General features: G+C 41.4%; 18 protein-coding genes. 6 read left to right on the top strand and 12 right to left on the bottom strand.

What is annotated here, in order from left to right; genetic code table 11:
• Positions 1-134: 134 nt before the first annotated feature.
• Complete coding sequence (locus tag FCR06_RS13285) at positions 135-1,553, bottom strand: folate/biopterin family MFS transporter (protein ID WP_138500336.1); 1,419 nt, start codon at positions 1,551-1,553, stop codon at positions 135-137.
• A 254-nt stretch (positions 1,554-1,807) separates the two neighbouring features.
• On the opposite strand from FCR06_RS13285, the gene FCR06_RS13280 reads away from it, so the two are divergent.
• From FCR06_RS13280 to FCR06_RS13265, 4 genes are all read left to right on the top strand, one after another.
• Positions 1,808-3,043 carry an anhydro-N-acetylmuramic acid kinase gene (locus FCR06_RS13280; RefSeq protein WP_138500334.1) on the top strand — a complete coding sequence of 412 codons (1,236 nt, stop codon included), beginning with the start codon at positions 1,808-1,810 and terminating at the stop codon, positions 3,041-3,043.
• A gap of 296 nt (positions 3,044-3,339) precedes the next feature.
• Positions 3,340-3,786, top strand: coding sequence for a hypothetical protein (locus FCR06_RS13275; protein WP_138500332.1), 447 nt, complete (start codon positions 3,340-3,342; stop codon positions 3,784-3,786).
• Positions 3,787-4,187: 401 nt separating this feature from the next.
• The gene (locus FCR06_RS13270) at positions 4,188-5,201 is read left to right on the top strand and encodes a glycosyltransferase family 2 protein (protein ID WP_138500330.1); all 1,014 of its coding nucleotides are present in this window, start codon (positions 4,188-4,190) and stop codon (positions 5,199-5,201) included.
• A gap of 655 nt (positions 5,202-5,856) precedes the next feature.
• Entirely contained in the window at positions 5,857-7,410 is a 1,554-nt protein-coding gene (locus FCR06_RS13265; protein WP_138500328.1) for a serine/threonine protein kinase, read from the top strand.
• A gap of 463 nt (positions 7,411-7,873) precedes the next feature.
• Here the strand turns inward: FCR06_RS13265 and FCR06_RS13260 are convergent, their stop codons facing one another.
• The 8 genes from FCR06_RS13260 to acpP form a co-directional block, all read right to left on the bottom strand.
• Positions 7,874-8,071, bottom strand: a complete 198-nt coding sequence (locus FCR06_RS13260; RefSeq protein ID WP_138500326.1) for an NblA/ycf18 family protein — start codon at positions 8,069-8,071, stop codon at positions 7,874-7,876.
• Positions 8,072-8,826: 755 nt separating this feature from the next.
• Positions 8,827-9,564, bottom strand: a complete 738-nt coding sequence (locus FCR06_RS13255; RefSeq protein WP_138500324.1) for a Stp1/IreP family PP2C-type Ser/Thr phosphatase — start codon at positions 9,562-9,564, stop codon at positions 8,827-8,829.
• 15 nt (positions 9,565-9,579) lie between these two features.
• A complete protein-coding gene (locus FCR06_RS13250) occupies positions 9,580-11,265 on the bottom strand; it encodes an ABC1 kinase family protein (RefSeq protein ID WP_138500390.1) in 1,686 nt (561 codons plus the stop codon).
• Between the two features lie 115 nt (positions 11,266-11,380).
• Complete coding sequence (locus FCR06_RS13245; protein WP_138500322.1) at positions 11,381-11,707, bottom strand: DUF6825 family protein; 327 nt, start codon at positions 11,705-11,707, stop codon at positions 11,381-11,383.
• Between the two features lie 379 nt (positions 11,708-12,086).
• Positions 12,087-13,703 (bottom strand): ribosomal protection-like ABC-F family protein, encoded by a 1,617-nt coding sequence (abc-f, locus tag FCR06_RS13240; protein ID WP_138500320.1) that lies wholly within the window; start codon positions 13,701-13,703, stop codon positions 12,087-12,089.
• A gap of 482 nt (positions 13,704-14,185) precedes the next feature.
• Positions 14,186-16,198, bottom strand: coding sequence for a transketolase (gene tkt, locus FCR06_RS13235; protein WP_138500318.1), 2,013 nt, complete (start codon positions 16,196-16,198; stop codon positions 14,186-14,188).
• Positions 16,199-16,747: 549 nt separating this feature from the next.
• Entirely contained in the window at positions 16,748-17,998 is a 1,251-nt protein-coding gene (fabF, locus tag FCR06_RS13230) for a beta-ketoacyl-ACP synthase II (RefSeq protein ID WP_138500316.1), read from the bottom strand.
• 279 nt (positions 17,999-18,277) lie between these two features.
• Entirely contained in the window at positions 18,278-18,532 is a 255-nt protein-coding gene (acpP, locus tag FCR06_RS13225; protein ID WP_138500314.1) for an acyl carrier protein, read from the bottom strand.
• A 267-nt stretch (positions 18,533-18,799) separates the two neighbouring features.
• Between acpP and FCR06_RS13220 the strand changes: the two genes are divergently transcribed.
• Positions 18,800-19,705 carry a CoB--CoM heterodisulfide reductase iron-sulfur subunit B family protein gene (locus FCR06_RS13220; RefSeq protein ID WP_138500311.1) on the top strand — a complete coding sequence of 302 codons (906 nt, stop codon included), beginning with the start codon at positions 18,800-18,802 and terminating at the stop codon, positions 19,703-19,705.
• A gap of 45 nt (positions 19,706-19,750) precedes the next feature.
• On the opposite strand, the gene FCR06_RS13215 is transcribed toward FCR06_RS13220, so the two are convergent.
• The 3 genes from FCR06_RS13215 to FCR06_RS13205 form a co-directional block, all read right to left on the bottom strand.
• A complete protein-coding gene (locus tag FCR06_RS13215; RefSeq protein ID WP_138500309.1) occupies positions 19,751-20,026 on the bottom strand; it encodes a hypothetical protein in 276 nt (91 codons plus the stop codon).
• Between the two features lie 521 nt (positions 20,027-20,547).
• Positions 20,548-21,591 carry a UDP-3-O-(3-hydroxymyristoyl)glucosamine N-acyltransferase gene (gene lpxD, locus FCR06_RS13210; protein ID WP_138500307.1) on the bottom strand — a complete coding sequence of 348 codons (1,044 nt, stop codon included), beginning with the start codon at positions 21,589-21,591 and terminating at the stop codon, positions 20,548-20,550.
• 312 nt (positions 21,592-21,903) lie between these two features.
• Positions 21,904-22,635, bottom strand: coding sequence for an iron-containing redox enzyme family protein (locus FCR06_RS13205; protein ID WP_138500305.1), 732 nt, complete (start codon positions 22,633-22,635; stop codon positions 21,904-21,906).
• Between the two features lie 1,100 nt (positions 22,636-23,735).
• Between FCR06_RS13205 and FCR06_RS13200 the strand changes: the two genes are divergently transcribed.
• Positions 23,736-25,778 carry a PAS domain-containing sensor histidine kinase gene (locus tag FCR06_RS13200; RefSeq protein ID WP_138500303.1) on the top strand — a complete coding sequence of 681 codons (2,043 nt, stop codon included), beginning with the start codon at positions 23,736-23,738 and terminating at the stop codon, positions 25,776-25,778.
• Positions 25,779-26,039 lie beyond the last annotated feature (261 nt).

Below are 26,039 nucleotides of genomic sequence, written 5' to 3'. Positions count from 1 at the left end.
CAAAGTTATACGGGGAAGCGCTTGGGTGAGCAAAACTCTCAAGCGCTTTTTCGTATAGAAATCAAATAGTAGAATTACCTGTACGGGAATAGAAAAATTTGTAATTATATACAAATTGTCCAGAAAAACTACTGTTACTCAACTACTTCCGGCTCCGGTTCTTTGCTCACTGACTTAGACATTAAATTTGGCATAAACAATTGTTGCTCATCCTTCGGTGTCTGAATTTTATCTTCATCAGCACCAGGTAACCAGTTGACAAATGGTAAAGGTAACAGCGTACTCAGGTTAGTAATCAGCACTAACAGCCAAAGCAAATCAAAGTTTGTTGCTGTGATTCCCAGCCAATAAGTGATTAAGGCTCCAAATGCATGGGAAACGCTTCCTCCTAAATTGAACACTGACATTAACAAGGCAAACAATGTTGCTTCCACTCCAGAAGGACAAAGCCTTGCTGCTAGCACCATCACTTGCATAAAAGCAATTTTCCCCATTACAGAGAGAATAAGACTATCACCCAAACTAAACCAGTGGTCATCTATACCCAATAGTCGATTAGTATGAGTCACTAATAACAGCATCGTCATTCCCAAAATTGAGGAAAGGACGGCACTCCAGGCAAAAATCACACGAAAAGGAATGTTTTTGAGGAAACGTTGAAAAATCCAAACACCTGCTAAAGAAGCGAAACTTGTCACTAAATGGACTCGTCCTAAGAATTCTGGTTCAAAGTGTAGTTCGTTGGTGGTGAAGTAGAAAAAGGCGGAGTCAGCACTTGGAGTAGCTTGCCAGATGAAGATAAATACTGTTGGTAGCCAAATTGTTTTTTGGCTTAGGGCTTGCCGTAGTTGACTCAGTTGATGTTTGATTGTTAGGGAGTTAGTATGATTAGTGTCTTTAGCATCTTTGCTAACAGGGGATTCAGCAATCAACCAAGCTGCCCCTGAGACAATCAGAGGAAATAAGGCGGTAATCCAAAAGACAGTACGTGTAGTAAAGTATTGCAGGAGCAGACCGCTAAAGTATGCTGTTATCAAACCTCCGATCGCAGAAATACCCCAACACAAAGATTGTAGTGAACCTGCTTTCGCTTGCGATTCGCCTCTAGCTCGTTCCACAACCAATGAGTCAACTATGACATCACTTATAGCAACCGAGAGAGAACTAAGGGCAATGGCTACCCCTGCTGCCCAGCTAGTATGAACTATTGTTGCCAAACTCACCCAGGAAACAGTTCCAAGTATCCCCGATAAAATCAAATAAGGACGCCTGCGATAGCCAAATATTGGCAAGCCATCAGAGATAAAACCAAACATTGGCTTAATCATCCAAGGTAGGAAGGCAGCTCCCAATAAGGCCGACACTTGGACTGGACTTAATAGCAGTTCATCCTTGAGGAAAAAGCTGATAGCTAAACGCGACAGTCCTAAAATTCCTTGGACAAAGTAAACTGCGAGAATTGCCATTAACTCAGCATTTGGTTGATTGCCCAAAAAGATTTTTTCTGTAACTGAATCTTTTACCTTGGACAAACCAGATGATTGAATCAGCATTTGATGAATATTTTTTAAGTTTTATCTACTTTTCTATCATATCGACTTCTTCCGATGAAACTAACGGCTTTTATATCAATATTAACCAGCAGTTAAACTGCAAATAAAATGTTGATTACAGCACAAAGGACAGGTAATATTTCAATATGATGAACATTTTTAGCTTTCTACTTGCTCCCAGAGATAGTATCACTGGTACAAACACTGGTAACTGTTAAACTACCGTTAATAAATCGAAGAATAAATATTTGTCAATGCATGAGAATAAAAAAGCTGCTATCCCTACTCGTGTTATTGGTTTAATTAGTGGCACATCTGTAGATGGCATAGACGCTGCCTTGGTAGAGATTTATGGTCAAGAATTGGATCTAAAAATTGAGTTGGTAGCTGGGGAAACATACCCTTATCCAGCCGAACTCAGAGAAAAAATATTAGCACTTTGTGCAGGCGCTAGCGTATCAATGGCAGAATTGGCTCTAATAGATGATGCGATCGCCTTTACCTTTGCCCAAGCTGCCCAAAATATTCAACAAAGTCACCAGCCTGCTCATTTAATTGGCTCCCACGGTCAGACAGTATATCATCGACCAGTTGGAGAAGGCATAATATACAAGAAAAATACTTCCCACTCCCCACTTTGTACAGACAAGGATTATCGCGTCTCTACCCACTCTCCTCTGGGCTACAGTCTCCAGCTAGGGCGCGGTGCATTAATTGCCCATCTGACAGGTACTACAACTGTAAGTAATTTCCGTGCTGCTGATATTGCTATTGGTGGGCATGGTGCGCCTCTGGTTCCGAGAGTGGATGCCTATTTACTCAGCCATCCCCACCAAGGGCGTTGTATTCAAAACATTGGAGGTATTGGTAATGTTGCTTATATTCCACCTCGCCAGGGCGACTGGCTATCAAAAATTCGCGCTTGGGATACTGGCCCGGGAAATAGTCTATTGGATCTGGCAGTACAGCATTTGAGCGATGGTGCTAAAACTTACGATGAAGACGGAAATTGGGCAGCAAGTGGTACTCCTTGCTATCCATTAGTAGACCAATGGCTCAGCCAAGACTACTTTCATTTGCCGCCCCCCAAATCCACTGGTCGAGAGTTATTCGGTGTGACATACTTAGAGCAGTGCCTAAAAGATACCCAAGCATACCAGCTCAATCCTGCTGACATATTGGCAACTCTGACAGAACTGACAGCTGCTTCAATTGCTCATAGTTACCACACTTTTTTGTCAGAAATGCCTCAGAAGGTACTGTTATGTGGGGGCGGTAGCCACAATCTCTATTTGAAACAAAGATTACAGTTATTATTAGCATCAATACCAGTCCTGACTACAGATAAAGTCGGCTTGAATGCAGATTTTAAAGAAGCGATCGCCTTCGCAGTTTTAGCCTACTGGCGATATTTAGGTATTCCCGGTAACCTACCAACTGCCACTGGGGCACCCACTGAAGTTCTTTTAGGAGAAATTCACCAGTGCTAAGTGCTAAGGGACTTCCAGAAAATAAATTATCCAATTTCATGCCCATCAAAACGACTTTCTCTCCCCCTGCTCCCTGCTCCCCTGTCCTCAAGGCGTTCGCGTAGCGTCCCGCAGGGATGGAATATTTTTTTAATTGGAAGTCCCTAAGTAGGGGAAATGGAGAGAAAGGAAGATGAGGAGATGAGGATAAAATTTCATCCCACCACCCCACCACCCCATCCAATGCCCAATGCCCCACTCAAGACTGCTATAACTGTAATCTTGGTAGCATTCAAGCGAGACAGGAAATATAGAAGGTGGCTCATACTTTTTTATTGGAATCAGGACGCTGGACAATACAAGGAAATTGGCTAGAACGTAATGGTATGCCAATCAGTGTCAAGGGTATGACCTTGGTAGCTTGGAATCGAGATAACTGGTTTACTATGGCCACAAAGCTGATATTCCCAGGTAGCGATCGCACAGAAATCTCTCTGCAATACAAAGGACGCTTGCATGATGGAGAGCGTCAGTATACTTTTTTACTACAACATAATATTTTAGGGCAAGTTGAAGGTGACGGTTGGATTGGTTTAGATACGATTGTGCAGCATTACTCGGTACTGGGCGATCCTCAGCGCCGTAGTGGCTTTGAAACCCTACACCGGATTTCAGAAAATACATACTACCTCAGTAGTGGCATCTTGGCTGGTCATTTTTTAACTAATACAATGGAAGCTAGCCTTAAACGTCAGTTAATCTAAAATATGAATTGACTAATTGTAATCAAAACAAATTATATTAAATAATGTAAAGTGCTTATTTTCTACATTGATTACTATAAATCCCCTAACCCAACACTAGCTGTTATAAAACAAGGAACCTACCTCTTGTGTCAGCTGTTGCAACATACAGAAACAAGTGGGTATAGACAACATATAAAACGGATTGCCTCATTAGTGTTCAGTTTGTAAAACTCGCTTGCAGCGATGGACTCACTGGTAGGAGTGTAGTGATTACAAATTTTCTAAATTCCAGGCTTCACCTTAACAAGTGACGTTTATTTTTGATTAAACTACTTAGATATAAAGTAAACAAGAGTAATTTAGTTGTTGTTATAGCTTTAGTATTTTTACGTAACTTTGTCGTTAGGAGATCAATATTCGTGAATCCCAAAGTATCTATCATTATTCCTGCTTACAATACTGAAACTTATATTGAAAAAGCAATAAAGTCCGCTTTAGACCAAACGCTCAATAATATTGAAGCGATCGTAGTTGATGATTGTTCAAGCGATCGAACTGTAGAAGTTGCTAAAAGTTTTACTGATCAACGTCTCAAAGTGATAGTTAATCAACAAAACCTTGGGGCTGCTGGTGCGCGTAATCGCGCCCTCAGAGCAGCCCAAGGTGAATGGATTGCTGTGCTTGATTCAGATGATTGGTACGCTCCTGAAAGATTAGAAAAGCTTGTATCGCTGGCGAATGAAAAAAACGCAGACATGATTGCTGACGATCTTTATTTAATCAACGATGGTGAAGCGTCTCCTTGGAGTACATTGATTGAAGAAAGTGGAGAAAATATAGATAAAATTACCCAAATTGATATCGTTTATTTTGTGGAAACTGATGTTTATCGGCAACAAGGCTTGCATCTTGGTTTAACTAAGCCTCTATTCAGACGAGAATTTCTAGTTCAGCACGGTATTGAATATGATGAAGCCATCAGGATGGGTCAAGATTTTTGGTTGGATATGAAATGCTTAATTAAAGGAGCTCGCTTTTTCCTTGAGCCAAGACCCTATTATTTTTATCGTTCACGCCCTGGCTCACTCGTACGTCAAAGCCGATTGCCGCGTCTAAATCAAAGCTGCAAAGCTACTAATTCTTTCATGCAACAAGAAGTTGTGAAAAAAAATCCAGCTTTAATGCGTGCTTTATCTCATAATCTTGCAGTCTATAAAAAAAATTTAGCTTACTTTGAAGTTGTAGAGCCTTTAAAAGAAGGAAAGTGGTCAACAGCATTGACACAAATGGGGAAAAACCCCCAATTTTTTTATTATTTTATCTTGCAAGCAAGTAATATAATTCAGCGTCGAATTCAATATTATATAATGGGTAATAAATCGGCTTTTCACATGTCTTATAACTTAGAGAAAAAACGAAAAACTACTAATTAGTATTAGAAAAATACTTTATTATTGGCCATTAATTGAGATTCCTGGCTTTGAAAATCTATAATTTTAAATTTTGAGAATTTATACCATTTTTCACTTAAGATTTTAGATTTTCTGGAAAGTTATGAGCTAAAGTTTTGTTAACTCATAACTTTTGAATATCAATTAAGTAGGTCAACGTTGAATAACATAAGATAAAATCTTTAGGATTATAAAGAATAGAGTGTGGGATGTGGGGTGTAGAGTGTTGGGGTTTCAATAAAAACTAAAGTAGCAGGGTAATAGTTACATTTAAAAAAGATATTTTAAGGGAACACAAAGTTGGAGAAAAACAGTGTCTTGTTTTTGGTAGCTTCGAGAGTTATTTATTCAGTTTAAATTGGGCAAACTAAAACTACATTATAATTAAAATCCAAAATAGTACAAAACGTTAGTATACATTTGCCTAGATACAGCAGTTTGCTACTGGGTGAGGTAAAAAATCTAGGTTTGCTAGCCAAATCTGGAGGCTATCTTACTCTTTGAAGTTTCGATAGGCACAAGTCGGCGCTCAAACTTATGTGTTGAATTCTGTATTCTGAATTTACTATTTTTAGTGTATACTTTTTAACAAGTTTTTCATTATAAACACTTATAACCTGCTTGTAAAGTCTTTTCTATGTCAGACCCAAACATTGGTCGCTTACTCAGCAAACGCTACCAACTCCAGGAGTTAATCGGTACTGGAGCAATGGGTCGAGTTTATCGTGCTAAGGATATTTTGTTGGGTGGTGTACCTGTTGCTGTAAAATTTCTCGCTTTATCAATCCAAAATGAAAAGATGCGACTGCAAGACCGCTTTGAGCGAGAAGCGAAAACTTGTGCTTTACTAGGGCAAAAAAGTATCCATATAGTCCGAGTAATGGATTATGGCGTAGATGACAAAAATACCCCATTCTACGTCATGGAATACCTGCAAGGACAAAGCCTGAACAATATTATTCGCAAGCAACGATTGCCTTTACCAAGATTTCTTAGTATGGCACGTCAAGTGAATCTGGGTTTGCAGTGCGCTCATGATGGCATCCCAGTTGAGGGTACGATTTGCCCAATTATCCATCGTGATGTCAAGCCAAGCAATATGCTGGTAATTCAAGATCCTAGTTTTGGAGAATTGGTCAAGGTTCTCGATTTCGGGATTGCTAAGTTACTACAGTCAGATAGTGATCATACAAAATTTTATTTGGGAACACTGGCTTATTCTTCTCCCGAACAAATGGAGGGTAAGGAATTAGATAACCGTTCTGATATTTATAGTTTGGGTGTAATGATGTTTGAGATGCTGACAGGCAAAATGCCACTGGTAGCACCGACTCATTCTTTTGGAGCATGGTATAAAACACATCACTATCAAAAACCACGTTCTTTAACTGAGGCTTCGCCGGGATTAGAGCTACCAAAAGAAATAGAAGATTTGGTCATGAGTTGTCTAGCTAAATTACCAGGCGATCGCCCCCAAAGCATCAGTGAAATTCTGAAAATTTTAGTGTCTCTAGAGCAATTTGACCATACACGTAAAATTAAACAAAATAGCTATGCATTAGTTCCTGCTACGACAGTTAGCGCTGAAGTAGAGCAAAAGACAAAAGCTGATTTGCGGATATCCTCCTCAAACGATGAAATTGCTAGTACCATTTCCTGGCCTCAAAATAAACCAATTGCCGATATCGTGTTTCACCAACCCATACATGTAAATGGTGAGGCTTTATCAGCTTTGTGGGTAATGTTACCCCAACACGAAATTCAAAAGCGCTTAGTTTGTACCCGCTATAATCAATTTCTTTTCATCTCCGTTCCCTATCCTATGCTGTTGTGGATTACTGTCATTTACAACCGCAAACACGGCGCTAAATGGTTACATTACTACCTAGATCTCAAAACTAATCTTGGTCAAGAAATTTGCCGCTTGCTACACCAAACAGGTTACTACCGTCTGCTGTTTTTTGCACGAGAAACACCAACTTGCTGCACTCACATCCTGCTTTCCAGTATCGCTTCTGCCCAACGTCAACGACTCCAAGAATGGGTCAAAATCAGCAATAGCTTGGTAGCCTCTGCCGATCCCCAGATTAGTAAAAACTTACTCAAAAATGAATACGAAAAGATTAAGCCTCGAATTATAGCAAAACTCGAAAGTCTTGACACTGATTCTGCATATGATCTTTCGAGCTAAAAATAAGTTCTTAATATTTCTTCTGTAACAAAACAGCATTAACTCCAAAGTTGTAAATTTTTATAAACAAAGTATATATAAGGTTCTAAGTTCTAGTTATATGTATTAGAGAGTGAAAATACTAATTGCCAAAGTTAGGCTATCAAAATACTCTGTAAATACTCTTGTATACAAATTCCGGAGTATTATAAATTTACGCAGTATAAAGTCTCACACTCAACAAAGCAAGATTAAGTTTCACTAAAGTACACAGAGTATTTGAGCTTAAATCTCAAACTGGCTTTGGAGTCCACCAATTTCCTATCGATGACTTTATTCCTTGCTGATTAATTTCTGAAATCAAACTTTTACCACAAGATTCAGGAATAGTTTATCGGAGTTGACGCCCCGGCATCCCCAGCTGTTTTCCTCCATTGGAACCAAGCAAGAGAAGGAGGTCGCCCACTGCGACATCAGAACGACTCTATGCCATAGTGGAACCTGAATCTAAGCCCCACTGGTGCTTAAGAAGCTCTTGATATGTTGCTTCGCGTACTACCATTTGCTCATACAGCTTTACCAAGAAGTCTTTAGCTTGTTCGTGGCTCATGTGCTGCACCTGAGTGGCAAATGAGCAGATACTGAATTGCTGTTCTAAGGATAATTTTGACGGTTGGTTCATAAGTTACTCCGAAAAAACAAAGCGTAAAGGTGATATCATCCACAGAAGTCCAAATGGGATAGTAGTTGGACTTGTATCTGTCCTGCATTTGTTCCTCCGTATTAAGAAAGATAACAATTGTTTGACAGATTGCCCACATCCTAAGTGTGGATTTTCTTTTAAATCATATGTTGCACCTAGTCCCACTGATATACCACCCAAGTCGGCAAAGTCATATTCCAGAAAATAGACTCTATTTTGTCTTAGATTAGGTAATCTACCTTTTTACTCCTTACGGCTTAGAGAAAGTGTAAATGTTATGCCTAATTATTCACAGTTTCCCTAGTTAAGAAAAACTGAGATGCTTCCTTGCTGAGTATGGAGAAAACTCCCAAGACGGGGAGTTGAAGGAGGTATGGGAATAAATGGTGATAAGCGTGAATTATAGTCGTCCTACCTCATTAGGTGCAAGATGTCAATTTACTGAATTTATGCAAATTTAGCCTCCTCAGGTCACTTTGGAGGCTAAAAATATTAGTATCAAATTGTTAAAAGGAAAAATGCTCAGACTGAACAAATTGATGGGTATATTTACCGGATTTGTCCTCGATCCTGTCTTAGAAATTTGAGGCAGTCTGTTGGCTGTTTTCCTCCGCTTAAAGGAACTGCCGTTGAGCCACTGCTCGAATATGGTCTCTCAGCAGCCAAGCAAGTAGCGTTTGATCAAAGGTTTCCTTCGCTGGGACTATGCTTTCTCGTTTGCAAATGATTAATGACTAATGACTATTTTCTGCCAGAGAGAGGATCACAACAGTAATGTTATCGTGCCCTCCTTGCTCTTTAGCAGCCTCGACCAGAGAAATGGCGGCTTTATCTACCCAAGGAGCGTTTTGGAGACAGCTAGCAATCTTTTGCTCCACAAGTTCTTCTGTAAGACCATCACTACATAGCAGCAAGCGATCGCCAATTTTGACATCCAGTGGTTGCACATCAATCTGATGTAGGTCTTCTCGTCCCAAACAGCGGGATAATACATGACGAAAAGGATGTAATCGTGCTTCGTCTGGGGTGATATCACCGATTTTAATTGCCCGTGCTACCCAAGTGTGGTCTTCCGTTACTTGTTCTAATTGTGATTCGCGGAAGCGATAGAGCCGGGAATCACCAACATGAGCGCACCAAGGCGGCTCAGGGGAGCGAAAAATTACCGCTACAACTGTTGTACCCATGTCAGCGCGTTCTGGATGATTTTGCTGATCTTGCAAAATCGCTTCGTTAGCATCCCACAGAGCTTGCTCTAGCAATTCTTGAGAAGACTTTGGAGATTCCCAATTTGCTACTAAATAGGCCTGAATTTCTCTAGTGGCAATGCGACTTGCTTCTTCTCCTCCTGCATGACCACCCATACCATCAGCAACAACGAAAAATCGTCCTTCTTGGTCGGTATAGTAAGCATCTTGATTATTAGAACGAATAAGTCCCGGATCGCTAAGACCGGTGAAATTAATTTTCATAAATTTTTTCAACAATCAATACATACGGTCATAACGGTCGAGGCGTAGAAGCAGTCGGATCAGAATCACTGAAATTCCTGCTGCAATTAAAGCAGGCAGCAGTGCCAACCATAAATAATGGTTGACTACTAAAATAGTAGCTGAAAGAGTGAAACCACTAATTAACAGAGCATAGCTGATTGAAAGCTGAATACTACTTTGGCGCCGCAGTAAACGTTCAGTTTCTATAGACCGAACGCGCAGACGCATATCTCCCCGTTCTAACTTTTCTAGGGTGTCCTCTAACCTACGTGGTAGACCCAACGCAGTACTACTGACTTGAGCTGCTTGACGACTCAATTCGTTAAGAAAACTATTCCCCTCAGAACCATTCATATCACTCATAAGCTGCATTGCATATGGTTTGGCAACTTCCATAAAGTTAAACTCTGGATCTAAGCCTTTGCCTACCCCCTCAAGAGTAGAAAAAGCTCGCATCACAAAAGTGAAGGTTGCTGGAAATCTAAATGGCTGATTATAAGCTATTTCATAAAGGTCGTCACTGATTGCCGCAACGGATTGGTTTTCAAAGGGCTTATCCATGAAATGATCCAGCATGTACTGGACGGAACGCCGCACTGGCCCCATGTCATCCGTAGGGGCGATCGCACCTAAATCGATCAGAGATTGGACAACGCGATTACCGTCTTTTTGGGCAATGCCAAACAGCGTTTCCATCAGTCCTTCACGAATGTTGGACTTAATTTGCCCCATCATTCCAAAATCATAGAATATCAAAGCACCATCCGGACTGATGGCAATATTACCTGGGTGGGGGTCGGCGTGGAAAAACCCACTATTGAGTAACTGTAATAAATAAGCTTGAGCGCCTTGACGAGCGATGGTTTTTCGATCTAAACCTGCTGCTTCCAAAGCTTCATATTGACTAATTTTAATTCCAGGGACATACTCTAAAGTCAGCACACGAGAAGTAGCATATCGCCAATAAATTTTTGGGACTTTTACCCAGTCGTAGCCGCGAAAGTTACGGCGAAAAGTATCAGCGTTTCTACCTTCATTCAGATAATCAATTTCTTCCCAAAGAATGCGACAACATTCTTCATAAATACCCAGCCAATCTCGCCCTTTCCCCCATTTGGGATGGTTTTGAAAGTAGCGGGTGATTCCTTTAAGAATTTGTAAATCTATTTCAAATAACTTCTTTAATCCCGGACGTTGCACTTTTACAACAACTGCTTCTCCACTATGCAACACAGCTTTGTGTACTTGACCCAAGCTAGCAGCAGCTAAAGGAATAGGTTCAAAATTGTAGAATAGTTCCGGAATTTCCTTGCCTAGTTCTTGCTCAATAATTGCTTCTACTTGTTCGTAGCTAAATGCCGGTACTTTATCTTGTAACTTTGCTAGTTCTTCTACATATTCAACAGGGAATATATCAGCACGGGTAGAGAACAATTGCCCAACTTTAATAAACGTTGGGCCTAAATCCAGCAGGGTATTACGAATCCAAAGCGCTTGGGTTTTCCGTCTTGTAGTTTGCTTGGCTTCAGTCACACCACCTGGATAACTCCAAGATTTGTTATATAGCCAAAGTCGGAATAACAAGGTCAAAACAAAAGACCAAATGTCCACAAAACGTCGTCTGCTAGAGTATTTTTCCCGATTCCAACGGTATGCCTTATTTGAATAACCTTGTTCCATATGCTCCATGTACCGTTGGTTTGTAACCGAATTCTCTCCAAGAAAAAACACTCAAACTGTCATTTGCACTTTAGTATAAAACTAATGACTAATGACTAATACCCAATACCCAAGATTATGCAGAAGTTCTGCGATAATGCTGCAATTCTGTTCGCAATAGGGCAATTTCTGCTCGCAATTCATCAATTTCTGCTTGCAAATCTATTGGCTGTGAACCTGGTTGTCTAGTACTTGTGCTAGCTTCACTAGCATTAGTAGCTTCTGCGGCTCGATTTGCCCGCTCTAGGACTTCTTCTGTAAACTGGCGTAACTGGTCTCTAGCTTCAGCATCAAATTTGCCCAGCTCACTCAAAGCATCGGTCAAAACGACCTCTAAACGCTCGTTAACTACTTCAGCTACAGCTCTGCCTACAAAAAAGGCTTGCACAAGGGGGTTACTCATAAATTTTTGTTACGTTCATCCGCAAAAGAATTATAACTTGCCTGTATGCTTTACGGCTTCTGTTGTGGAGCTTGATATTTATGTTGCAGATGATTGGCACCGTAGAGGACAACTCATCTTATAAGTTATACTTAATACTAAGTATATAAAATTTACTTAAGCTTAAACGCGAGTGCAGGTACTACCTATGACTTACTGAATATCATACATAAGTAGGTCAATATTGAAAAACCTCAGATACAATCTTTGCAATTACTTATCTACGAGATGCTTTATGTAGCTTGCTTCCACATTCGCGTAGCGTCCCGCAGGGAAGTGGTACGCTTGACTTTGTTGAGATTGTAATCACATGTGATGTTTAATTAAGTTAAGCTACCTATCACTCATGATTAGATATTATTAATTCTTCATAATACTGTTCTGGTGTATTAGGTAAATAAGTTGTCATTTGCATGGCTTGGTCTTTGAATTTGAGACTTTGAGTAATATTAATGCGGCTGAGAAAATCTAGATCGTGGGAGATGACCAAAATAGCTCCTTGATAGTCATTGATACCTAATACCATTTGTTCCACGGTTTGAATATCTAAGTTATTAGTTGGTTCATCAAGGATTAGCAGGTCAATTTCAGAGATACTAATCATCGCGATCGCCAATCTTGCTAACTCACCACCACTCAGTACAGATGCGCTTTTGTTAACCTCATCGTATTTAAACAGAAAATGTCCTAGTTGTTGGCGCAAAAGCTGATAGCTGAGATTTGGATTGGCTGCTTGCATATTTTCCAGAATTGTGGATTGAGGATTTACCAATTGATATGTTTGATCGAGATATATAGCTTTCATCGCTGGTGCAAGCAAAACTTCACCTGATAGGAAAACTGCTGTTTGGTTTTCCCTTGCCAATATTGCCTTTACCAAACTCGATTTGCCGGAACCATTAGCGCCGACAACAGCAATGCGATCGCCAGAGGAAACATGCAACTGAATATTGTGTAAAAGTACCCGTTCTGATATCGTAAGATTTGCACCTTGAATATCAATTAAATTTTTGCTTTTTTGACTTTTTTCTTCTAGTTCGATACTGGATACTTTCGTTGTTTTCACCTTTGTATCTGCAACTTTTTGATTAGCTTGAGCTACTGCTGCTTGATGTTTTTTTTTCGCATTTCCAGCTGATGTTTCGGCTTTAGTTTTAATCAGTCCCGCTGCCATTCTGTCGATGCTACCATTGATAAACTTAGCACGACCATTGCGCTGAGCTTGGGCTGTACGCTGTTGTTCTTGCATAGCCGCAGCTTGAGTGCGTTTGAGTTCCTTTCTCGCAACTTCGTGCGCTCGTAATGCTGCTTCTAACTCGATTTCTTTCTGTTCTCGATAATCAGAAAAATTGCCTCCATATACTTTCAAGCCAACAGGTGTAAGTTCCCAAGTAATATCTGTTACCTGGTCTAAGAAAAAAGGTTTATGTGAGACAATTATATACGCACCAGTAAAATTACCAAGAAACTCTCTTAAGCTTTCTAATGCTTGTAAATCCATGTGATTAGTTGGTTCATCCAACAACAACAAGTTTGGTTCTTGAGCCAAACCAATTGCTAGAAATAGTTTTGTCAGTTCTCCACCACTTAAATTTACAACTGGTAGGTAAAGGTCAAGATTTGTATTGAATTGTGTTTGCAAAATTTCCTCAATCTGCCACCATTCATCAGAGATAGAAATCAAAAAATTCAATACTGTATCTGATCCGATTTCTTGCTTAATAGTGCTGATTTGGGGCAAATAATAAACAACACCATTACGCAAAACTGAACCCGCACTGGGTATGATTTGACCTGCAAGTATTTTTAGTAAAGTTGATTTTCCTACACCGTTGTTACCGACTAAAGCGATAGAATCACCCGCTTCAATACTTACCTGAACTTTTTGAAACAAAGTTCTTTCTAAGCTGAGTTCATAAGTTAAATTCTCAGCTAATAATATTGATTTTTTCTGCATTCTTTTCAAACCTCAATTCGCAAACTTACACTCGCGTGTACTCTGTCAAACTAATTGCGTTTATTCTTCGTTGACATTCGTTGCTTTGGCGCAACAGGTGTTTGCTACTACTTCATTTGTGCTATCTCGTTGGAGTTGTAATGAGGTTTGATATTAGCTACAGTGTAGCACAAAGGAATTTCAGAAAGTAGAAGGCGATCGCTTTTCGCGTTTCTCGGATTTGTTTCTCTATTGCTAATCGTTCCTCTGTTAATTTTTATTTACCAAAAGTAATAAAAGAGGATTACACCTAAATTTGCCAAAAAAACCCTCAATTGACATTTACCCAAAAGATTTGCCTAGATTACCTCCTGCCGTTTTTTAGTTCCGTCAAACTCCTGTTAATCATAAACAATCTCCCTTAGTCGCCCTCCGCTTTTAAAAAATAAAAAAGGCGGGCTTTGCTGCCCACCCTACAAAATTTTGAGAATATTCTGTTGCTATTAACCCAACAATTGTTTAGCCTTGGCTAAAACATTATCAACGCTAAAACCAAACTTCTCTAAACAAACACCACCAGGAGCTGAAGCACCGAAGCGGTCGATGGTAACAGTATCGCCTTCCATACCTATATACTTGTGCCAACCGAAACTAGCAGCAGCTTCTACAGCCAAGCGCTTGGTAACAGCTTTCGGCAAAACAGACTCTTTATAAGCTGCATCCTGTGCTTCAAACAAATCCCACGCAAGTAGCGAAACAACACGGACTTTCTTGCCTTCAGCTTTAAGTTTCTCAGCTGCGGTAACGGCTAGGCTCAATTCTGAACCAGTACCAATTATAATTAGTTCTGGTGTACCATCAGAATCTACCACTGTGTAGCCACCCTTTGCCACATTTTCCAACGACGTACCTGCCAAGTTGGGGACATTTTGACGAGTGAATGCTAACAGAGTAGGAGCGTTTCGCTTTGCCCTCTCAACTGCTACTTTGTAAGCGCCAGAAGTTTCGTTACCGTCAGCGGGGCGAATCACTGTGAGGTTAGGAATAGCGCGCAGGGAAGCCAGAGTTTCGATTGGTTGGTGCGTCGGTCCATCTTCACCCTGTCCAATGGAGTCGTGGGTCATCACCCAAATCACGCCAGCTTGGGAAAGGGCTGATAAGCGGATTGAAGCCCGCATGTAATCTGTGAAGATTAAAAAGGTGGCACCATAAGGAATTAATCCGGAATCATGCAGTGCTATACCATTACAGATTGCGCCCATACCATGTTCCCGCACGCCAAAGTGGATATTGGGGTTTTGGTATTGTCCTTTTTGAAAGTCGCCCTGACCCTTGATTTCAGTAAGGTTAGAGTGGGTTAAGTCAGCCGAACCACCGATTAACTCAGGTAAAACTGCTGCTAGTTTGTTAAGGCAGGTTTCTGAGTGCTTACGGGTGGGCAGTGCTTTATCTTCAGCGGTGTAAGTGGGCAGGACTTTATCCCAACCATCGGGCAGTTTACCATTCAGGTAACGTTCAAACTCAGCTCCTTCTTGAGGATACTTAGATTTGTAGTCGCTGTATGTCTTGTTCCAGTCTTCTTCGTAGCCTGCGCCGCGTTCTACTGCTTTGCCCGTGTGGTTGAGAATATCTTGGGGAACTGCGAAAGGCTCGTGTTCCCAACCCAAATTTTTACGAGTCAATGCCACTTCGTCTCCACCCAAGGCTGCACCGTGAACGCCAGCGGTGTTTGCTTTGTTGGGTGAACCAAAACCGATGGTGGTTGTCACCTTAATAAAAGAAGGCTTATCAGTGACTGCTTTAGCGGCTTCAATTGCATTAGCGATCGCTTCTAAGTCAGTGTTGCCCTCCTTGACGTGTTGGACATGCCAACCGTATGCTTCAAAGCGCTTGGAAACATCTTCGGTAAATGCCACATCTGTGGAACCGTCGATGGAAATATGATTATCGTCGTACAGGGCGATGAGTTTGCCTAATCCCAAGTGACCCGCGAAAGAACAAGCTTCACCGGAAACTCCTTCCATGTTGCAACCATCACCTAAAATTACGTAGGTGTAATGGTCAACAATCTTCGCATCTGGTTTATTGTATTTGGCGGCAAGGTGTGCTTCTGCTATTGCCAAACCAACTCCATTGGCAATTCCTTGACCTAATGGCCCAGTGGTGACTTCTACACCAGCAGTCATAAAGTTTTCGGGGTGTCCGGGTGTTTTAGATTCCCACTGACGGAACTGCTTAATATCCTCAATGGATACGCTGTCGTAGCCATATAGGTAGAGCAAGGCATACTGCAACATCGAGCCATGGCCGGCAGACAGGACAAAGCGATCACGGTTAAACCATTTCGGATTTTTGGGGTTAAACCGCAAAAAGCGATCCCATAGTACAAAAGCCATCGGAGCCGCGCCCATCGGCAGCCCTGGGTGTCCCGATTTTGCCTTTTCTACGGCATCAACAGCCAAGAAGCGGATCGAGTTAATACAAAGTTCTTCGAGGGATTGGGTTGCAACAGCCATAATATGATTGTTTTTAACGACGGGTTAGCACTCTTTGAGCTTCTCACTCTTGTCGGGGTTATTTTCACAGTTAACAGTTAACACTGAGCCAGCGCGGTCTTGAGGTCTCCCCAAGTGAAGCATCTGGCGTGGTCTCCCCCATGAGCGACTGGCGTTAGCGACGCAGTAGCGTCACCCCAAAGGGGTTAACAGTTTTATTTTGATTGGGTTTAGATTTCCCATATCAGCGTGGTAACTGTTTATTGATAACTGAACACTGATTAAAATTTCCCACGGTATCCTCATCATCCCATTCCCGATTGTCGATGGACAAGCGGGATCTCCGGAGTTTCTGGTGATAAATCAAGCTAATAATTGGGTCATGTTGAACGCTTAGCTGATATCGGAATGATATCTATGGTACTTTTAGCACAGTCATTTCAGGAGGTAGAGGGGACAAAAAGATGACGGAGATGCGGTTCGACTTCGCGGTAGTTAAGCGTAGCCGAAACTCACCAACCGGGAGATGAGGAAGATAAATAACTCCTGACTCCGGAATTGTGACTTTTTTTAGAGGTATTTTTTAAAGACTAGTGTGACATTATGACCGCCAAACCCGAAAGAATTGGATAGCGCCACTTCAACTTTTTGAGCGCGACTCGAGTTAGGCACATAATCTAAGTCACACTCTGGATCGGGATTTTCAAGGTTAATTGTTGGTGGAATTTGGTCATTAGCGATCGCCAGTACTGTTGCTACTGCTTCAATACCTCCAGAACCGCCCAATAGATGACCTGTCATCGATTTAGTAGAGCTGATTGCTACCTTATAGGCATGTTCTCCCAAAGCTTTTTTGATGGCTGAGGTTTCGGTTGAATCATTAGCTGGGGTGCTGGTACCGTGAGCATTGATGTAGCTAATTTGTTCGGCAGTAAGTCCGGCATCTTTGAGAGCTAGTTCTATGGCTCTAGCTGCACCTAGTCCACCAGGTACGGGGGAAGTAATGTGGTAAGCATCACAGGTCATACCATAGCCGATCATTTCAGCATAAATGTGAGCGCCGCGACTGATGGCGTGTTGCAGTTCTTCTAAAATTAAAATTCCTGAGCCTTCACCCAAAACAAATCCGTCCCGAGTGCGGTCAAAGGGACGGCAAGCATGAGCTGGGTCGTCATTGCGAAAAGAAAGCGCCTTGCAAGCGGCAAACCCAGCCATTGACAATGGTGTAACAGCCGCCTCTGCACCACCGCAAATCATTGCTTGGGCATATCCAGTTTGAATTAAGCGAAAAGCATCGCCAATGGCGTTGGAGCCAGCGGCGCAGGCTGTGACAGCACAGGAATTTGGCCCTTTAGCACCAGTGTGAATTGCTGTTAATCCTGCTGCCATATTGGCAATCATCATCGGTATCATGAATGGACTACAGCGATCGGGCCCGCGGTCGAGGTAGACAGTCTGCTGGTCTTCTAATACTTTGATGCCACCAACGCCCGAACCGATCATGACACCCACCTGTTCCGCGTTTAAGTCATTGATAACTAACTGCGCGTCAGATATAGCTTGTTTTGCTCCTGCAACCCCAAATTGGGCAAATCGATCCATACGCTTGGCCTCTTTGCGCTCCAAGTAATCATGCGGATCGAAGTTTTTTACTTCACCAGCGATACGGCAATCATGGCGAGACGCATCAAAAAATGTGATGTAGTCAATGCCATTGCGTCCACTCAATAATCCTTCCCAATATTCTGTTGCTGTGTTACCAATAGGTGTAATCGCGCCAACACCAGTTACAACAACGCGTTTACGTGTAATATCTGTCATGATTCAGTTAAAGGTGGCGAAAAAGCGAAAAGTCAAAGCATTGGCTGGACGGTACAGACGCCTACCAGAAGGCTTGTCATTGGCGTACCTATACGGGGAAGTAAGCTACGCCTAGCGTCTCGCAGAGAAGACATCTAAACTTTTCAACACAAGGCAGGCAAAAAATTCCATAATAGCGACTAGGTACTGGTGACTAGGTGTACAAGAAAAATCTTCTCAATCCCCATTGCCCCTTATCCCCTTCAGGTGTTACCAAGTTCCCAATCCCCCAACTTCTAATTAAGCTGATGCGGTAACTTTGTTGCTGATGTAATTTACTGCGTCTTGAACCGTTAAAATTCCTTCGGCAGCTTCGTCGGGAATTTCGATATCAAATTCTTCTTCCAAAGCCATTACCAATTCAACGGTATCTAAGGAATCAGCACCTAAATCTTCCATAAATGTTGATTCTGGTTTGATTGTGGCAGGGTCGTCAACGCTGAGTTGTTCGGCAACAATTTTTTTAACTTTGTCAAAAAGTTCAGTTTGGCTCATAGATATCAAGTCCTTAACTAATTGCTAGGATCTGCTCATTATAGGAGACATTTTTTTGAGCATATACATCTTATCGTCAAGCGCGATCGCCCGTACACTGCTAAGAGTTTTTCTCTAGGAAAACTCCTGCCCTTTTTCAAAAGAATCGCTAAGTTTTCTTTAGACAGTCAAACAGTAGGGTATGGTACGCCTTAGCCGACACTATGTAAATGCCTTTGTATTCCAATTATTGTTTAGAGCGATCGCTCTAACTCAAACTATAGTTATATGCTATCTCAGACACTAAAATACGCTTACTTTCCTGGCTGCGTTGCCCAAGGAGCATGTCGGGAACTTTACCAGTCAACTCAAGCCCTCACTCAAGCACTGGGCATTCAACTGGTTGAACTTAAAAAAGCTGCTTGTTGTGGTTCTGGCACGTTTAAAGAAGACTCCCAACTACTGGAAGATACGGTTAACGCCAGAAATATTGCTCTAGCAGAAGAGTTAAATCTGCCGTTACTTACCCATTGCAGCACTTGCCAAGGTGTTATTGGTCACGTCAACGAACACCTGAAGGAATGCCAAACTACTAACCCTGCCTATATTCAACAAGTCAATGGCTTACTACACAAAGAAGGCTGTTCACCTTATCGCGGCAGTACTGAGGTTAAACATCTCCTCTACGCCTTGGTAACAGATTACGGTTTAGAGGAAATTACTAAACGTGTCACCCGAAAGTTAACTGGATTAAAATGCGCGGCTTTTTATGGCTGTTATCTCCTCCGCGCTCAAAAGTCTATGCCCTATGACGACCCTTTCCAACCACAAGCAATGGAAAATATGTTTCGGGCAGTAGATGCAACACCAATTTATTACCGTGGTCGGACGCAATGTTGTGGTTGGCCGCTTGCTAGTTATGCCACTACCCAATCTTTTAAGATGGCGGGGATGCATATTCAGGATGCTTTGGCTTCTGGTGCGGACTGTATGGTTACACCTTGTCCTCTGTGCCACTTAAATTTAGATTCCCGCCAACCAGAGGTAGAAAAAGTGATTCAACAAAAACTAGGTTTACCAGTGTTGCATTTACCCCAGTTGATTGCTTTGGCACTTGGAGTTAGTCCAAAAGAACTAGGTTTAGAACGCCATGTTGTTTCTACAAAGCCAGTATTGGAAAAATTAGGATTTTAATTTCTCAACTGGACATTTCGAGTTCAAAGGTGCAACTTCCGAGTTCTAAGGCTCAACTTCCGAGTTCAAAAGTGCAACTTCCGAGTTCAAAGGTGCAACTTCCGAGTTCAAAGGCTCAACTTCCGAGTTCAAAGGTGCAACTTCCGAGTTCAAAGGTGCAACTTCCGAGTTCAAAGGTGCAACTTCCGAGTTCAAAGGCTCAACTTCCGAGTTCACAGGTGCAACTTCCGAGTTCACAGGTGCAACTTCCGAGTTCACAGGTGCAACTTCCGAGTTCACAGGTGCAACTTCCGAGTTCAAAGGCTCAACTTCCGAGTTCAAAGGTGCAACTTCCGAGTTCTAAGCTTGAATGCTGCTGTTTTTGTTTGAATATGACACCGTCCAAGAGTGCCAGGACAAACGCATCTTGTTTAGTAATAAAAACTAATAAGCACTGGGCTGGCTGGTTGACCTCCCAATCCTTCTGCGGCGCYAGACGAAKCCGCGCCCCATTKGCCCCACCGCGCTTGTCAGAGCCACGGAAGATGAATAGGGTGTGGTGACCTCTTCTTTAGAGAAGAGGTTTCAAGCAATGACACTGTATTTCGAGACGCTAAGCGCGAGAAAAACATTTTCTTCTTTTTTCCTCTTTAAACAGGAGGCTTGCATCCAGTGTTGGGGCTGTCTTTGACCCCACACCCTAAACCTGCAACCCTGCACCCGCCCCAACGGGGCTTGGTCAGGCCAACTGTTGAGGGGCTCAAACCACGAAAACATAAATTAAAAAGACAAAACAGAACTTATTAAGTCTTTGTTCTGTTTTTACTTTTAGCTTTTAATTTACTAGTTCCTATTAATCATTGCTATACTTTGAACTTACGTTGCAATTGTTTTAACGATTGATAGATATCTGGCAAGCGATTATGAATGGCAGATACCTTGAGGTATAGTTTGTGAGGAACCGCGGGAGTTCCAGAGACAATTTCTCTTGGTGGAACATCGTTGTGAATTCCAGCTTGAGCAGATGCGATCGCCCCATCTCCCATCTTCACTTGATTCACGATTCCCACTTGTCCAGCTAAAATAACGCGATTCCCCAGTTTTACGCCCCCTGCCATCCCGACTTGACCTGCGATCGCACAGCCAGTACCTATCTGGCAACCGTGACCGATTTGCACTAAGTTGTCAATTACTGTATTTTGACCTACCCGTGTTTCTCCCACGGCTGGGCGGTCAACGCCACTGTTGCAGCCAACTACCACGCCATCTTCTAAGACTGTATAGCCGGATTGTTCCATTTTTAACCAACCAGTACGGGTAGGAACAAAACCAAACCCTTCTGCACCGATGACAGCACCACTGTGAATTACGCAATCTGCACCAATCTGGCTACGTTCGTGGATGGTGCAATTGGCGTGCAAGATTGTGCGATCGCCGATTTTGACATCTGGATAGACCACCACATTTGGATAGATAATTGCACCATTACCAACTTCCACCCGTCGCTCGATCGCAACGTGAGGGCCAATATAAACATCACTACCAATTTTAGCCGTAGGATGAATCACAGCAGTGGGATGAATTTCTGGAGTGGGGCGATATGGTTGGTAAAAAAGTGCGATCGCTTTAGCAAACAACAATCGTGGTTCAGGAGTGCTGAGCCAGGCAATACCACGTTCTTGTGCAAGCGCCTGTAAATTTTTGTCTTGGGGCAAAATTAAAACACTAGCATTGGTTTTACCAACAAAAGATCCAAATTTTGCTCCTTCCACGTAGCTGAGATTGCCATTAGTAGCTTCATCAATTGCTGCTACTCCTGTAATTTCTGGGTCATAGTTTGGATTGTCACTCAGGCTATGAACCGTAGCTGCATCGCCGAATTGGTTTAGGATTTCGCTGAATTTCATTAGGAAAAAACGCAAAGAAAGTTCTAGGGTTATTACATCAGTAACACGCTAAGATACCATTGCGTTTGTCAATCAGCAATTACACTGGAAAAATCTCTAAAAACTACATACCATAACGAGGATTAGGGATAGAGATGAGGAGATGCGGAACTCGGGGCCCCCACGTTAGCAAAGCGGGGCAAAGCCCAGTGGGGATTAGGGGCAATGGGGAGATAGGGAGAGAACTTCACCTCACCACCCCATCTCCTCACCACCTCACTACCACTCCACACTTTCAATGCTCAGTCCCCACTCCCCATGTCCAATCCCTTTTTAGTTTCGTAAAGCTAACGCTTCTTTTTCGAGGTTTTCATCCATCCAAGAAAACATATCAGCAATTGATTTGACCATATCTTGAACTCCATCACGGAAGAGTTCAATATCTTTGTCTGACTTGGCGTATAGTTGGGTTACTTGAATCAACTCGTCTGTATGTTCTGGATCTAAGTGGCAATGAAGATGAAAATATTCAATTGTATGGTCATCAATCCCATTAAATATTTTGCGAAGCCCTTCAATATATTTGCTAAAGATTGCAGGTAGAACTTGCTCAATTGCAGCAAATCTCCCTAAGGAACGTACTATAGGTTCATCATCGCAAAACTCAAATTTCTTAAACCGTAATGCTGGAATCAGAAATGCTCCATCATCTGCATTCACATCAATTGTAGGACAATCAATACCTTCCATAAAGCGCATAAAAAGTGCCACATGAGCAAGGTCTGGCTTCAGTTGTCCATGCTCTGTAAATGCATTTTCTAGCATAATAGTTCTAGCATAGTAACTATCCATTTTTGATGCAACTTTCAGAAAAGCCATATTGAATCTATTTGAGCCAGGCAGCATTTTCATGGCAAACTTGCGGATAGCATCTTGTGAAAATTCTCCCTTGGCAAAGCGTTGAACAAATGGATGCAGAGATAAATCCTGTGCAGTTGTTATCTCTAATAAAACTTGGTGTAGTTGCTTAGATACTTGAGTATCTAAAGAGAGAGTTGTAGCCATTAATTTTGCCGATAAGTGGGTTGTTGTTGATACTGGATTGTCTAATTTGGTGTAAATCAGGAATAATTATTCGCACAGTTTGCATAGCAAAAAATACATATTTTTTCTTACTATGCTCTTGGATATATTTACTTATGATGACCAATAATTAGACATAGTAGACTTTTGGTAAGTATTAAGATTGACATTACTTAGCCGTGATTGGGCGTAAATATCAAACTTTATATTTCCTAAAAATCTACATTTTTGGTTAATTAAACCGTATTGTTAATGTTACTGACTAATTTGCTACCTTTTTAAGTAACATAATTTCAGTACAAGCTCGGTTTACATCCTAAATAAAATATTAGTCTTTAATATTTTTATACACCAAAATAAAAATAACCATTGACGAAGTCTTTATTTAGCTAATCTATTTATTAATTTTGTATAAATTTATAGAATGATTTATATGTTACCAGAGTTTACTCAGTCTCAAAATACTCTGAAATTTGCCAGAAAATCCAGCATATTGAAAAAGGCTAGCTGCCGCGAAAAGTCTATCACGAAAGGATATAGAGTGTAGAATATAAGATTTATTCTTACTCAAATATACTTGGGTTTCTGCTTTTTTGTGGACTTGGTTTAACTGGTCTGAAGAATTCATATTGATCAGTAAGTTGTAAGTGCAATCTCAGAGAGACAGTAACCTTTTTCACCTTAATATGAATAATTTTAATTTTTACAAACAAAAGACACTAAAAAAGTTTATTTAAGTAATATTTACAGCTTTTTACTAACGCTAACTTGAGATAATTGCAGTTTTCTTAACTTGTAACCAATCATGGTTTATGCTGCAATGAGTGAAACAGATCTTCAATAGACATACCTCTCAAGATTTTGGTATTTCCAGAATCGAGCTAAAACAACGTTTTCAGGCATTAAAATCGAAACAGTGAGGATTGATTAAGCCAGGGAGGAAAAGGAACCGTTCTTAATCTTGACTAAGATAACTTTTCTACTCCTGTCTAATCATTTACAATTGTCTGGTGTGATTACAGCAATCGGTAGAAAAGTAGACCACCCGTATTAAGTAAAACCAACAATTATAAAATGATGTTATGCAACATCGACAGATAGATAAGTTGCTACGTCAAGCTCAAGAAGATTTAGAAATACGAGTTGAAGAACGCACCGCTGAGCTTTCCCGTGCGAATGCACTTTTGCAAGAGGAAATTCGTGAGCGGCAAGCTGCGCTACGTGAACGCCAACGTATTGAAGAAGCATTACAGCAAAGTGAGAAGCTCTATCGCCAGCTGGTTGAGAGTCAAACTGACGTGATTGTTCGGACTGATTTGCAAGGAAGACTGACTTTTGCTAACGCAGTTGCGTGCCAAACATTCGGCTCGGAGTTGGATGAATTGCTCGGGCAGTCGATATTTAATTTTTTTCATCCAGATGATTTACATCAATCGCTGGAAAACATGGCAAGTTTAGCATTTCCACCGTATTCCTTGAAGGTTTATGAGCAACGCACGTTGACCATTAAAGGTATTCGCTGGTTTCAATGGAATGCTACCGCAATTACAGATGACTGCGGGCAGGTAATTGAGACTCAAGGGGTAGCAAGAGATGTCACAGAGCGCAAGCAGGCGGAACAAAAAATCTCTGAACAAGCAGCTTTACTTGATATTGCTACCGACGCGATATTAGTTCAAGATTTCCAATTCCAAATCTTATTCTGGAATAAAGGTGCAGAGCGTCTGTACGGTTGGCAAGCTCACGAAGTTATGGGTGAAAATCTCGAGAAGCTTTTATATAAAGAAACTTCACCACAACTCAAAGTAGCTCTCCAAAATGTGATTGAGTCTGGCTCATGGCACGGAGAGTTACGTAAAGTTACAAAATCTGGTAAAGAAATTATTACAGAAAGCCGATGGACGCTTATGCGCGACCAAGCGCAAGATCCAAAATCTATCCTTACTGTTGACACCGATATTACTGAGAAAAAACAACTCCAAGCTCAATTTCTCCGTGCCCAGCGCTTGGAGAGCCTCGGCACCCTGGCTAGTGGTATTGCCCACGACCTCAACAATATCTTGACGCCGATAATGTGTTCATCTCAAATGTTGGCGCTCAAACTTCCTAATCTTGATGCACGTAATCAGCAACTACTGAAGCTTCTGGAAGATAACTCTAAACGTGCAGCCGATTTGGTCAAGCAAATTCTGACGTTTGCACGCGGAGGATTTGAAGGCAGGAGCGTTTGTTTACAAATTGAATATCTGCTGTCAGAAATTGAACAAATAATTAATAGTACCTTTCCTAAATCGATCAAAGTTAGCAAAAATTTACCCAAAGAAAACCTTTGGACAATCTTGGCAGATCATACTCAAATACATCAGGTATTAATGAACCTGTGCGTTAATGCTCGTGATGCAATGCCCAAGGGCGGCACACTCTTTATTTGTGCAGAAAATCTCTTCGTTGATGAAAACTTTGCCAAAATGAATTTGGATGCTCACGTAGGCTCATACGTAGTTATAACTATAAAAGATACAGGATTTGGGATTCCACCGCTGATTTTAGATCGAATCTTTGAACCTTTTTTTACAACTAAGGAATTAGGCAAAGGTACAGGACTAGGTTTACCTACTGTGATTGGCATTGTAGAAAGACATGGTGGTTTTGTAAATGTCCAGAGCGAGGTAGGCAAGGGTACTCAATTTCAGATTTATTTACCAGCTATCAAAGAAAGAACAACGCAGCAAGCACAGAGATTGGAATTGCTCAATGGTAAAGAAGAGTTAATTCTGATCGTAGATGATGAAACTGCAATCTTGGAAATTACTAAAACTTCGCTAGAAGACCATAACTACAAAACTTTGACAGCTAGTAATGGTATTGAGGCAATCTCATTGTACGCAGAACACAAAAATACAATTAGCCTAGTGTTGATGGATATGATGATGCCATCAATGGATGGGTTAACTACTATCCGCATCCTGAAACAAATGGATACAGAAGTTAAGGTCATTGGCATCAGTGGCATGACATCAAACAGCGAGTTTGCAGAAGTTACTGAGATTGGCATCAATGTATTCTTGCGTAAACCCTACACTTTCCATGAACTATTACACGCTATTAGTAATGTCTTGAGCTAGCGATAGCTTTAAATGTTCTTAAGAAACACAAAAAGTGAGGAGTGGGGAAAGAATGTGTTTCGTTCGTAGCGGGTGGGGCGTTTTCAACAAAGACTTTTGCACAACTTGTTGCATTGTATAGCAAAGTGCTGTTAACAGTAGCAGGGCGTTTAGCCCGTGGTGAGTATAAACCCAGTTGTTTGAGACCTTTGAGTAGCCAAGATTGTCAGAACCTATACGAGTACAGCTATAAATTTATCTTCTTATATACCTATAAAGTAT

It is taken from the genome of Nostoc sp. PA-18-2419 (assembly GCF_005869855.1).
Taxonomy (GTDB): domain Bacteria; phylum Cyanobacteriota; class Cyanobacteriia; order Cyanobacteriales; family Nostocaceae; genus Nostoc.
Note: the sequence above shows the minus strand (reverse complement) of the source record. Positions and strands in the feature narration are given on the sequence as shown.

What these genes read in the sequence shown, in the direction of transcription:
- FCR06_RS13285 (WP_138500336.1), bottom strand. Translation starts at nt 1,553, where the DNA reads ATGCTGATTCAATCATCTGGTTTGTCCAAGGTAAAAGATTCAGTTACA.
- FCR06_RS13280 (WP_138500334.1), top strand. Translation starts at nt 1,808, where the DNA reads ATGCATGAGAATAAAAAAGCTGCTATCCCTACTCGTGTTATTGGTTTA.
- FCR06_RS13265 (WP_138500328.1), top strand. Translation starts at nt 5,857, where the DNA reads ATGTCAGACCCAAACATTGGTCGCTTACTCAGCAAACGCTACCAACTC.
- FCR06_RS13260 (WP_138500326.1), bottom strand. Translation starts at nt 8,071, where the DNA reads ATGAACCAACCGTCAAAATTATCCTTAGAACAGCAATTCAGTATCTGC.
- FCR06_RS13255 (WP_138500324.1), bottom strand. Translation starts at nt 9,564, where the DNA reads ATGAAAATTAATTTCACCGGTCTTAGCGATCCGGGACTTATTCGTTCT.
- FCR06_RS13250 (WP_138500390.1), bottom strand. Translation starts at nt 11,265, where the DNA reads ATGGAACAAGGTTATTCAAATAAGGCATACCGTTGGAATCGGGAAAAA.
- FCR06_RS13245 (WP_138500322.1), bottom strand. Translation starts at nt 11,707, where the DNA reads ATGAGTAACCCCCTTGTGCAAGCCTTTTTTGTAGGCAGAGCTGTAGCT.
- abc-f (WP_138500320.1), bottom strand. Translation starts at nt 13,703, where the DNA reads ATGCAGAAAAAATCAATATTATTAGCTGAGAATTTAACTTATGAACTC.
- tkt (WP_138500318.1), bottom strand. Translation starts at nt 16,198, where the DNA reads ATGGCTGTTGCAACCCAATCCCTCGAAGAACTTTGTATTAACTCGATC.
- fabF (WP_138500316.1), bottom strand. Translation starts at nt 17,998, where the DNA reads ATGACAGATATTACACGTAAACGCGTTGTTGTAACTGGTGTTGGCGCG.
- acpP (WP_138500314.1), bottom strand. Translation starts at nt 18,532, where the DNA reads ATGAGCCAAACTGAACTTTTTGACAAAGTTAAAAAAATTGTTGCCGAA.
- FCR06_RS13220 (WP_138500311.1), top strand. Translation starts at nt 18,800, where the DNA reads ATGCTATCTCAGACACTAAAATACGCTTACTTTCCTGGCTGCGTTGCC.
- lpxD (WP_138500307.1), bottom strand. Translation starts at nt 21,591, where the DNA reads ATGAAATTCAGCGAAATCCTAAACCAATTCGGCGATGCAGCTACGGTT.
- FCR06_RS13205 (WP_138500305.1), bottom strand. Translation starts at nt 22,635, where the DNA reads ATGGCTACAACTCTCTCTTTAGATACTCAAGTATCTAAGCAACTACAC.
- FCR06_RS13200 (WP_138500303.1), top strand. Translation starts at nt 23,736, where the DNA reads ATGCAACATCGACAGATAGATAAGTTGCTACGTCAAGCTCAAGAAGAT.